Source organism: Nodosilinea sp. FACHB-141, from assembly GCF_014696135.1.
Taxonomy (GTDB): domain Bacteria; phylum Cyanobacteriota; class Cyanobacteriia; order Phormidesmidales; family Phormidesmidaceae; genus Nodosilinea.
Genome location: NZ_JACJPP010000022.1, coordinates 289,365 through 298,387, shown reverse-complemented (window position 1 = coordinate 298,387; position 9,023 = coordinate 289,365). Strand labels below are relative to the sequence as shown.

8 protein-coding genes and 1 pseudogene are annotated in these 9,023 nt (G+C 53.5%); 5 read left to right on the top strand and 4 right to left on the bottom strand.

Annotated elements, in window-relative coordinates; genetic code table 11:
- From H6F59_RS23825 to H6F59_RS23815, 3 genes and pseudogenes are all read right to left on the bottom strand, one after another.
- Positions 1-143: pseudogene (locus H6F59_RS23825) on the bottom strand (photosystem II q(b) protein); the annotation flags it as partial.
- A 313-nt stretch (positions 144-456) separates the two neighbouring features.
- On the bottom strand, positions 457-765 hold the full coding sequence (locus tag H6F59_RS23820; RefSeq protein WP_190520062.1) for a cytochrome c: 309 nt from the start codon (positions 763-765) through the stop codon (positions 457-459).
- 306 nt (positions 766-1,071) lie between these two features.
- The gene (locus H6F59_RS23815; protein ID WP_190706734.1) at positions 1,072-1,437 is read right to left on the bottom strand and encodes a phage holin family protein; all 366 of its coding nucleotides are present in this window, start codon (positions 1,435-1,437) and stop codon (positions 1,072-1,074) included.
- 627 nt (positions 1,438-2,064) lie between these two features.
- Between H6F59_RS23815 and H6F59_RS23810 the strand changes: the two genes are divergently transcribed.
- The 5 genes from H6F59_RS23810 (at position 2,065) to pstB (ending at position 6,821) form a co-directional block, all read left to right on the top strand.
- Positions 2,065-2,418: a hypothetical protein gene (locus tag H6F59_RS23810; RefSeq protein WP_190706644.1), complete on the top strand. Its 354-nt coding sequence runs from the start codon at positions 2,065-2,067 to the stop codon at positions 2,416-2,418.
- Between the two features lie 593 nt (positions 2,419-3,011).
- The gene (locus H6F59_RS23805) at positions 3,012-4,004 is read left to right on the top strand and encodes a PstS family phosphate ABC transporter substrate-binding protein (RefSeq protein ID WP_242021643.1); all 993 of its coding nucleotides are present in this window, start codon (positions 3,012-3,014) and stop codon (positions 4,002-4,004) included.
- Positions 4,005-4,109: 105 nt separating this feature from the next.
- Entirely contained in the window at positions 4,110-5,045 is a 936-nt protein-coding gene (pstC, locus tag H6F59_RS23800) for a phosphate ABC transporter permease subunit PstC (RefSeq protein ID WP_190706638.1), read from the top strand.
- Positions 5,042-5,974, top strand: coding sequence for a phosphate ABC transporter permease PstA (gene pstA / locus H6F59_RS23795; RefSeq protein ID WP_190706635.1), 933 nt, complete (start codon positions 5,042-5,044; stop codon positions 5,972-5,974). The genes pstC and pstA overlap by 4 nt, the downstream gene beginning before the upstream one ends.
- Positions 5,975-6,014: 40 nt before the next feature.
- Positions 6,015-6,821: a phosphate ABC transporter ATP-binding protein PstB gene (gene pstB / locus H6F59_RS23790; protein ID WP_190706631.1), complete on the top strand. Its 807-nt coding sequence runs from the start codon at positions 6,015-6,017 to the stop codon at positions 6,819-6,821.
- Positions 6,822-6,922: 101 nt separating this feature from the next.
- Here the strand turns inward: pstB and speA are convergent, their stop codons facing one another.
- Complete coding sequence (gene speA, locus H6F59_RS23785) at positions 6,923-8,839, bottom strand: biosynthetic arginine decarboxylase (protein ID WP_242021656.1); 1,917 nt, start codon at positions 8,837-8,839, stop codon at positions 6,923-6,925.
- Positions 8,840-9,023 lie beyond the last annotated feature (184 nt).

Sequence of the window (9,023 nt, the reverse complement as noted above, 5' to 3'; positions counted from 1 at the left end):
AAGCAGGCGGTCGCAGCTAGCAGGGTGGGGATCATCAGCACGCCGAACCAGCCCACATACAGGCGGTTCTCGGTGCTGGTCACCCACTGGCAAAACTGCTCCCACAGGGAGGCGCTCTCGCGCCGCTGTAGAGTCGTGGTCATGATGTATTAGTCCTTGGTATTTATCAATTCAAGGTGCATGGGCAAACCGTTTAGATTTGTAACCCATGTGAGTAAACCATACCGCAGTTGTGGAGTTTTGTAAACAAACATTCCGTCAAACTTTAATCTGCTCGAGCCATTCACGGGGAGTTGTACACCCCCAAACAGGTTAAAGACCTCTGTTTGCAGGAGTTTTGGCAGGTTCATTCAAGTCAGCAAAATTCTGAGCCGCGATCGCGGTCCAGACCGAGTCTATCCATGATTCTCATAAAACTCTGTAACAATTGCTCGTTGAAGAGAGCCACTATGGCCACTACAGCTGCTTTAAATAGATAAGTAGATCAGCCATGTCCTGAGGCTCGGGCTGAAACTGTGGCATGGGCGGGGTTTGACCGCTGATGACCTGTTTTATGAGACCAACCTTGGTCTTGTGGTCCGACACACCTAGTAACTTAGGCCCAACCTCTCCAGTAGCTTCGAGGCCGTGGCACACGGCGCAGTTCATTTTAAAGATTGCCTCACCCCGGCTGCCGTTGCCCTCTAAGGAAAGTACTTGGTGAACGTAGGGGTCAGCGGCCTGAGAACAGCGCACCGCTACAACGGTCAGTACAACGGCTGTCATCAAGGCCACAGCAGTTAATGCAGCCTTTCTAAGTAGGCTGCTGAGGTCTTCGGTCTGCTCGTTTAACGTTTCTTGTGCCAAGGGAGGAAATATGTCTTCAATTAAATGTTACGTACTTTTAAGAACCTAAGACTGGTTTGCCGCAGAATCTTAAGGATTCCGTCTAGAGGATACCCATTCTTGCAGCAGGTCTAAGTAATCGAATTAGCAGCTACCTTAGAGCGAGCTCCACAAATGATTACACCACTGCAGCAAAAAGCCCTGGACCATAACAGCCTAGGGCTTTTGACGTTGGCGCTAAGGTTCTTAAACGGCGACCAACCCAACGGAGCTGAGAATAGCGTTGAGAACAGAACTGACGATGGCTAGGGCGATCGCGCCAAGAACAGCGCTCCAAATACCGTAGCGAAGGCGGAAGCCCTCAATCAGCCAAGCGGCCAAACCAAACACAATAATGGCCCCAATCAACGGCACTAGCCCCAGGCTAACAAAGGCAAAGAAGCCGCGCAGAGCATTGGGAAAGAAGCCCCAGACGCCGTTGAAAGCACCAATGATAGCCCCGCCGAGTAGAGCGTTGATAGGGCTGTCGATCTCGACCCCAATGGGAGGGATTTTAGAAATAATCAGCAGGCTGATGGCCAAAATAACGACGCTAATCAAAAATCCAATCAGCATTGGCGTTCTCCTCACACGGGTAAATGATGGGGTTTGTCGGACAAGAAAACCAGCTACAGGGGGCTTCTGGCCCATTCACCTGAGATTATCGGCCATAAAGTAGCATTTGCTACAGTTTTCGCTTTATCTAAGAAAAGACGGGGCTGGGCTGCCCACTGCATCGCTCTGCCGAATCGCTTCGGTGACAATGCGACCCCAGCTCTAAACCTTCTGCAAGAACAGAACCGGGTCTACCCGGTCGGCCAAGCAAATGCCCATGTCTGCTTGCATTGGGGTTTGAAGCAGTGCTGACCATTCCTCGGCAGTAAAGGTTTCTCGCATAAGAGCCCCCTATATTTATTGCCTAAAGCTGTGCCTAACCATATCGGCAAAATATATGAAAAATCTAACAGCTCTCCATCCTTGCATCCTTAAAAAAGTTCGCCCATGGCCCGCGTTATATTCGCCCTGCTCCAGGTGCATGCTTCAGTGTCTTTGTTTGGGTTGTCGAGGCTGTTTGGAAGTTTGTAGCCCTGCCCGCTACCGTTGTGCCATTGTGCTCGAACTACTCCTGCTTGGAGACCCTTTGGCGCTAGCGAAACGGTGCGATCGCAGCCTTAGCCTGCTGCTAGTGGTTCCCGAATAATGGCTGAGATCGGCGCCTTCAGACGGAGCTGTCTGGGGTCTGCTGTTGAGGCGATCGCTTGCGCTGCTGCAACCACTAGGAACTCCTGGCAGCGCCACTCAGGGGGGGCGATCGCCTTCTACCAGAACTTGCTTACCTGCTTCAGCCTGTTGTTAGTCACGCTGATCGCGGAACTAACTCTGACGAATGGAGAGACCGGGCTGCTGGTTCCAGGAGTGCTGTGTATCGCCCTAGCCCACACATTAGTTTTTATAGAAAGTTTGGGAGAGCTGCGTACCAACCTGCCTAGCGTCATCAGTACCCAAGAGCCGTTCCATGGCATTGCCCTGGCCGCTCTGCTACGGCATAGGTGAGTTATGGGGTTCATCACAATCCGCATAGCTTGAATCTAACTAATTATTCTCTTTAAGAAAGATAACGGCATTTTTAATATTCATTTCTATGGTCAAGTCCAGCGACCGTCTAATGATTATAAAAGGGAGACTCAAAATCCGTCTTAACCTGAAATTAATCTATAAAAAATCTTTTATTAATGTTCGCTTGACCTTCCCTTGAAGGAAATACCTGATCATTATGCCAGGCGTAAATACATGTTGGTAGATATTGTCTTTAGGTCTAACTAACACTGCTGAAGGTTATTTATGGCAGCCTAAGCTCCATTGCTTAGCCAAATTTATTCATGGACAAAGGCTAGTTTCACAGCAGCCCTTAAGTGATAAAGTGTCCTCAGAAAACCGTGTGAATGCGCGTTTTCATCTACCACAAAGCCCATTGTATGCCTGATAGCTTAGATCTCGAAGTGATTGACAGAGGATCTAACCATCTGGATCAATGTAGCTGAAAGTTTGCTGAATGAGTTCGTTAAAGCATTGGATTTGGAGTGAGAAGAATCATGGTTTTGAATAAGAAAATGTTGCGTGTAGGCTACTCCTCAGCATTGGTAGCAATGATGGCTAGTTTGGCCGCTTGTGGCGGTGGCTCTCAAACCGCAACTCCTGAAGCCGACACCACCGAAACCGCTGCTGGCTCTGAACTGTCTGGAACAGTTTTAGTAGACGGTTCTAGCACTGTCTTCCCCATTTCTGAGGCCATGGCTGAAGAGTTTGGTACAGCCAATCCTGGTGTAGCGGTTACCGTTGGCGTATCAGGAACTGGCGGCGGTTTCAAGAAGTTTTGCGCTGGCGAAACTGACATTACCGGTGCCTCTCGCCCCATCAGCCAGGAAGAAATTGACCTCTGTGCGGAGGCCGGCATTGAATATATTGAGCTGCCCATTGCTCTTGACGGTCTCACGGTGGTAGTTAGCCCCGAGAATGACTTTGCCGAGTGTCTAACCGTCGACGAACTGCTGACGGTTTGGGAACCCGATGCCCAGGGTAAGATTACCAACTGGAATCAGGTACGCGCTGACTTCCCCGATGCGCCCCTTGGTCTCTATGGCCCAGGCACCGATTCGGGTACCTACGACTTCTTTATGGATGCGATCGGTGCCGATGGCGAAAGCCGGGGTGACTACACCGCCAGCGAAGATGACAACGTAATTGTGCAAGGTGTGAGCGGCGATGCCAACGGCCTCGGCTTCTTTGGCCTTGCCTACTTCACCGAGAACCAAGACAGATTGAAGGCTGTGGCCATCGACAGCGGCAACGGCACCTGCGTAGAGCCCAGCGCTGAAACCGTTGCTGATGGCACCTACGTGCCCCTCTCTCGACCTGAGTTTATCTACGTTAAGCAGTCAGTAGCTGAAGACCCTGCGATCGCAGCCTTTGTCAATTTCTATATCTCCCCCGAAAATGCGGGCCTGGTAGATGAAGTTGGCTACGTCAAACTGCCCGAAGAGATCAACGAAAAGGTTATTACTCGCTTTGAGAACAAAACCGTAGGCAGTGTGTTTGAAGGCGGCTCGCCCATCGGTGTCAAGCTTGAAGAAGTGCTCTAGGCCTACACCCTAAACGCCCTCTGGCTTAGCCTTTCCTGAGGTTTAGCCGATCGAGTTCCTGGGGGCCAGCATTGACTGGCCCCTTATTTTTTAGAGTTCTGTATCATGACGACAAACTCTTTACCACCCGACCCCAATAACCTCTGGCAACCCAACCGAGGGCTGAATAAACGGGTCGAGCAGGCCGTTATTTGGCTATTTGGCCTGTTTGCTCTAATTTCTGTCGCCACTACCTTCGGCATTGTTCTCTCGCTGCTGTTTGAGACCGTAGAGTTCTTCAAAGACGTTCCCCTATGGAACTTCTTCACCGACAGGCAGTGGACTCCCCTGTTTTCAAACCCTCAGTTCGGCATTATGGTGCTGCTGAGCGCCACCTTTTTAACCTCGCTAATCGCCTTACTCGTGGCGGTTCCCCTAGGCCTGCTATCAGCTATTTACCTTAGCGAGTATGCCTCTCCTAAGCTGCGCAAGTGGCTCAAGCCCGCCCTAGAGATTTTGGCGGGGGTGCCCACAGTAGTCTACGGCTACTTTGCGTTGCTGCTAGTCACACCTTTTCTCCAGATATTTATTCCTCAGCTAGGCGGCTTTAACGCCCTGAGCGCAGGCATTGTCATGGGTATTGCCATTACACCATTGATTGCCTCCCTGAGCGAAGACGCCATCTACGCTGTGCCTAGCGCCCTCAGGGATGGCTCCTACGCCCTAGGCCTCACCAAGCGAGAAACTATTTTTGGCGTCGTGCTGCCCGCCGCCCTTTCCGGCATTGTCGCCTCGGTGATTTTGGCGGTTTCTCGGGCCGTGGGCGAAACCATGATTGTCGCCCTGGCGGCAGGGCAAAACCCAAGACTCGGGCTCAATCCCTTTGTGCCAGTCATGACCATGACAGCCTACATTGTGCAGGTTAGCCTAGGCGACACTCCAGCGGGCTCGATCGCCTTCAAATCAATCTTTGCGGTAGGGATGACGCTATTTTTGCTCACCCTAGTCTTCAACATTATTAGCTTCTGGTTTGTTCGCAAGTTTAGGGAGACCTACGAATGACGCCCCTATCGTCTCAAGCAAAACCCCTCGATACCGGTTGGGATATTGAGGAGAAACAGGTTCTCAATGCCCTAGGCCGCCGCCAGGGTATTGATCAGGGGTTTTCATTGCTGGCCCTCTCAGCCGTCATTTTTTCGCTGTTTGTGCTGGTGGTACTGCTCGCTGACGTACTTATTGACGGTGTACCTGTTCTCAGCTGGAAGTTTCTCACTAGCTTTCCTTCTCGCAAAGCCGAGACAGCCGGTATTGTATCGGCCTTAGTAGGCACCATTTGGGTCATGGTGCTGGTGGCCCTGGTTACCTTCCCGATTGGCGTGGGAGCGGGCATTTTTCTCGAAGAGTTTGTGCCCGACAGCTGGCTGGCTCGGGCAATCGAAATCAACATTTCCAACCTGGCTGGCGTGCCCTCGATTATCTACGGGTTGCTGGGTCTCCAGGTTTTTGTGCGCATTCTGTTTCCAATTACCCAAGGCCGCACGGTTTTAGCAGGGGCGCTGACCCTAGCCCTGCTGGTGCTACCCATCGTGATTATTGCTACTCGCGAAGCTCTGAGGGCCATTCCAGGAAGTTTGCGGCAGGCGGGCTTTGCCCTGGGTGCTACCCGCTGGCAGGTGATTCGATCGCACATTTTCCCCCTAGCGCTGCCAGGTATTTTGACCGGGGTTATTTTGGCCCTGTCTCGGGCGATCGGCGAAACCGCTCCTCTAATCACCATCGGGGCCCTCACTTATATTCCCTTCTTGCCAGAGCTGTCTCTGCGAGGGTTACAGAGCCCGTTCACCGTATTGCCCATTCAAATTTTCAACTGGGTGTCTCGACCTCAAGCCGATTTCCATGCCTTAGCGGCAGGTGCCATCATCGTACTGATGGTAATTTTGTTACTGATGAATGCCACCGCCATCTATCTGCGGAATCGCTTTCAGAAGTAGGGTTAGCGCAAGTTTTTTAGTTGCAGCGTAGAGTAACGTCATGACTTCACAATCTGTCAGCCCAGTTGCCACTGAGGCTGCCTTGCGGGCTAAGAACGTCAGTGTGTACTACGGATCAACCCTAGCGGTACGGGATATCAACCTTGATATCTTTAAGAATGAGATCACCGCTTTTATTGGTCCATCGGGCTGTGGAAAGAGCACTCTTCTGCGCTGCTTCAACCGCACCAATGACCTCATTCGCGGAGCGCGGGTTGAGGGCAAGGCGATGTTCCATGGCACCGATCTATACGCCAAAGATATTGACCCGGTTTATGTGCGTCGCCGCATTGGCATGGTGTTTCAAAAACCCAATCCATTTACCAAGTCGATCTACGAAAATATTGCCTTTGCCGCTCGCATCAACGGCTACAAGGGCGATATGGATGAGCTCGTTGAGAACTCTCTCCGGCGGGCTGCCCTATGGGACGAGGTCAAAGACAAGCTCAAGCAAAGTGGCCTTTCTCTGTCGGGCGGCCAGCAGCAGCGCCTCTGCATTGCCCGCACGATCGCCATTGAGCCCGAAGTGATTTTGATGGATGAGCCCTGCTCCGCCCTTGACCCGATCTCGACCCTCCAGATCGAAGAGCTAATGAAGGAGCTAGAGACGCGCTATACCATCGTCATCGTTACCCACAACATGCAGCAGGCGTCGCGAATTTCCGACAAAACAGCGTTCTTTAACGCCGAGGCGACCGAGTCTGGCAACAAGGTCGGCTATCTGGTGGAATACGGGGATACTGAGAAAATTTTCAATGACCCAAGCGAACAGGCGACCCAAGACTACGTATCGGGTCGATTTGGTTGATTGAGGCTGCTTGAGGTTTCCCAAGAGCCTGCTGAATTGAGATTTGGAGTCCGGGTGCGTCATTGCCTATCGTGGACGCACCCAGACTTTTTGGTTGTGGCTTAGGTCAGGTAGGTGTACTGGCTGAGGCTGCGCTCGTAGTGCTGAATCAACAGCTGCGACTCCTCCAAGGTGATCTGGCTATCTTGCAGCGCCCGCTCCGATCGCTTGCGAATATTCTCAATCATGTCTTCGGCGTCGTACTGTACGTAGCCCAGCACCTCGGTCATGGTGTCGCCCTTGACCACCTGCTCCACCTGATAGCCCTTGGGGGTCATGTGAATGTGCACCGCATTAGTGTCGCCAAACAGGTTGTGCAGGTTGCCCATAATCTCTTGGTAGGCCCCGCCTAAGAACATGCCCAGGTAATAGGGCTCGTCGGGCTTCAGCGAGTGCAGCTCCAGCACGTGCTTCACGTCGCGCAGATCGATAAACGTGGTAATTTTGCCGTCGCTATCGCAGGTGAGGTCGGCCAGAGTACCCCGACAACTCGGCTCTTCGTCGAGCCGGTGGATGGGCAAGATCGGGAACAGCTGCTCGATCGCCCAAGTATCTGGCATCGACTGAAACACCGACAGGTTGATGTAGTAGATCGAGGCCATGCTCTGGTGCAGCTCCTCGATGTCTTCGGGAATGTAATCGGCATCGCTGACCACCGACAGGGCCTTGCGGCAGCAGGCCCAAAACAGCCGCTCGGCCCGCGCCCGCGCCGACAGGCTGAGATAGCCAAAGTTGAACAGGCTAATCGCCTCTTCCTTGAACTGCACCGCGTCGTTGTAGAGCTCCTGCACAGTGTTGGGGGTGAGGTTTTGGTAGATCTCGTAAAGCTCGCGCAAAATCACGTGGTCGTCGTCGCCGGGCATCTCCACCTCTTCGTGGGAGGGGGCATCGCTGCTGCCCAGCACGTCAAAGACAAGCACGGATTGGTGAGACACCAGCGCCCGACCGCTCTCGCTGACCAAGGTGGGGACAGCTATCCCTTTGATGCGGCAGGCCTCCTGCACCTCGGCCACCACGTCGTTAGCATAGTTTTGGGTGCTGTAATTTTTGGAAGCGTAGAAGGTGGTCTTAGAGCCGTCGTAGTCAACGGCCAGGCCACCGCCCACGTCTAAATAGCGCATGCCCGCGCCCAGCTCTGCCAGTTCGACATAGATGCGGCTGGCCTCTCGCAAAGCCTCTTTGACCACGCTGATAGCTGAGATTTGGGAACCAATGTGGAAGTGCAAGAGCTGGAGGCAGTCGAGCATGTTGGCATGGCGCAAGCGATCGACCACCGCCAGAATCTCCGGGACAGTCAGACCGAACTTGGCGCGATCGCCCGCCGAAATGCCCCAGCGGCCGCTGCCCTTGGTGCTGAGCTTGGCCCGCAGCCCCAGCACTGGGCGAATGTTGAGCCGCTGGCTGGCCTCAATGGCAATCTCCAGCTCATTCATCTGCTCGATGACGATGATCGGCTGCTGACCGAGACGCTGGCCCAGCATAGCGGTCTCGATGTAGTCTTTGTCTTTGTAGCCATTGCAGATCAGCAGCGCGCCTGGAGTGTCGAGGGTGGCTAGGGCAATCAGCAGCTCGGGCTTGGACCCAGCCTCTAGGCCAAACTGGTAGGGCTTGCCATAACGCACCACATCTTCGAGCAGCTGCCGCTGCTGGTTGCATTTGACCGGGAACACGCCCCGATACACACCGCTGTATTTGTAGCGGGCGATCGCTTTGGCAAAGCAGGCGTTAATGCGCTCAATGCGGTCTTCAAGAATATCCGAAAAGCGAATCAGCAGGGGCAGGTTGAGGTTGCGCTGTTTGATGGCCTCTACCAGCTCCAACAGATCGAGTGAGCCACCGCGATCGCCCCGAGGCGACACCGTTAGATGTCCGTCAGCATTGATCGAGAAGTACGGTTCTCCCCAGCTGTGGATGCGGTAGAGTTCCTCGCTGTCCTCGATGGTCCACGGGGGGGTAACAGCCTCTGAGGATTGCAGCATGTTTTCTAAGGTGGCCCGATGCAGGCGACGAGACGGCGACGGCGACAGAGGTGACGACGGCAGGGGCGGTTGCTGGGCCATATTCATAGGGGCAAGGTGCTCCGCAAGGGTAGACGGGGGCAGCGGCTGAAGGGTCGATCGCCGCTGGGGCGCGACCCAAATTGTAACAAAGAGCTACACCTAA

Bases quoted from the DNA above. Each gene is read 5' to 3' on its own strand.
- H6F59_RS23805 (WP_242021643.1), top strand. From the start codon at position 3,012: ATGATGGCTAGTTTGGCCGCTTGTGGCGGTGGCTCTCAAACCGCAACT.
- pstA (WP_190706635.1), top strand. From the start codon at position 5,042: ATGACGCCCCTATCGTCTCAAGCAAAACCCCTCGATACCGGTTGGGAT.
- H6F59_RS23810 (WP_190706644.1), top strand. From the start codon at position 2,065: ATGGCTGAGATCGGCGCCTTCAGACGGAGCTGTCTGGGGTCTGCTGTT.
- speA (WP_242021656.1), bottom strand. From the start codon at position 8,839: ATGCTGCAATCCTCAGAGGCTGTTACCCCCCCGTGGACCATCGAGGAC.
- pstB (WP_190706631.1), top strand. From the start codon at position 6,015: ATGACTTCACAATCTGTCAGCCCAGTTGCCACTGAGGCTGCCTTGCGG.
- H6F59_RS23820 (WP_190520062.1), bottom strand. From the start codon at position 765: ATGACAGCCGTTGTACTGACCGTTGTAGCGGTGCGCTGTTCTCAGGCC.
- pstC (WP_190706638.1), top strand. From the start codon at position 4,110: ATGACGACAAACTCTTTACCACCCGACCCCAATAACCTCTGGCAACCC.